The organism is Paraburkholderia sp. SIMBA_054, from assembly GCF_046534875.1.
Classification (GTDB): Bacteria; Pseudomonadota; Gammaproteobacteria; order Burkholderiales; family Burkholderiaceae; genus Paraburkholderia; species Paraburkholderia hospita.
In genome coordinates this window covers 1-272 of record NZ_JAWRXV010000779.1, presented here as the reverse complement: position 1 = coordinate 272, position 272 = coordinate 1, and the positions used below count along the sequence as shown (strand labels likewise).

Below are 272 nucleotides of genomic sequence, written 5' to 3'. Positions count from 1 at the left end.
ATTCTGGCTGCTCTGCCACCAATTGCAGGGCGGCAGCCAAGACCTCGACGTAGCGCTCATCAGACATGGGCTCCAGGGCGGCATCCCTCACGTAGTGAGAGATCCGGACCGCGGCGGCAATCTTGCTTCGCTCCAGTCCCGCAGGCTGAGACGCAACCTCCGGGCGTTCCTTTTCGCCGTCTCCCGTCTCAAGCCATTCCAAAGAGACGTTCAAAGCATCTGCAATGACGCGCAGCTTGGTCGTGGTCTTCATCACCCCGCGCTCCAACTCC

General features: G+C 61.0%; 1 protein-coding gene. It reads right to left on the bottom strand.

What is annotated here, in order from left to right; genetic code table 11:
- Positions 1–253 (bottom strand): hypothetical protein (locus tag SB822_RS57225; RefSeq protein WP_410859120.1); only part of this gene is annotated, 253 nt, incomplete at its 3' end.
- Positions 254–272: the final 19 nt, after the last annotated feature.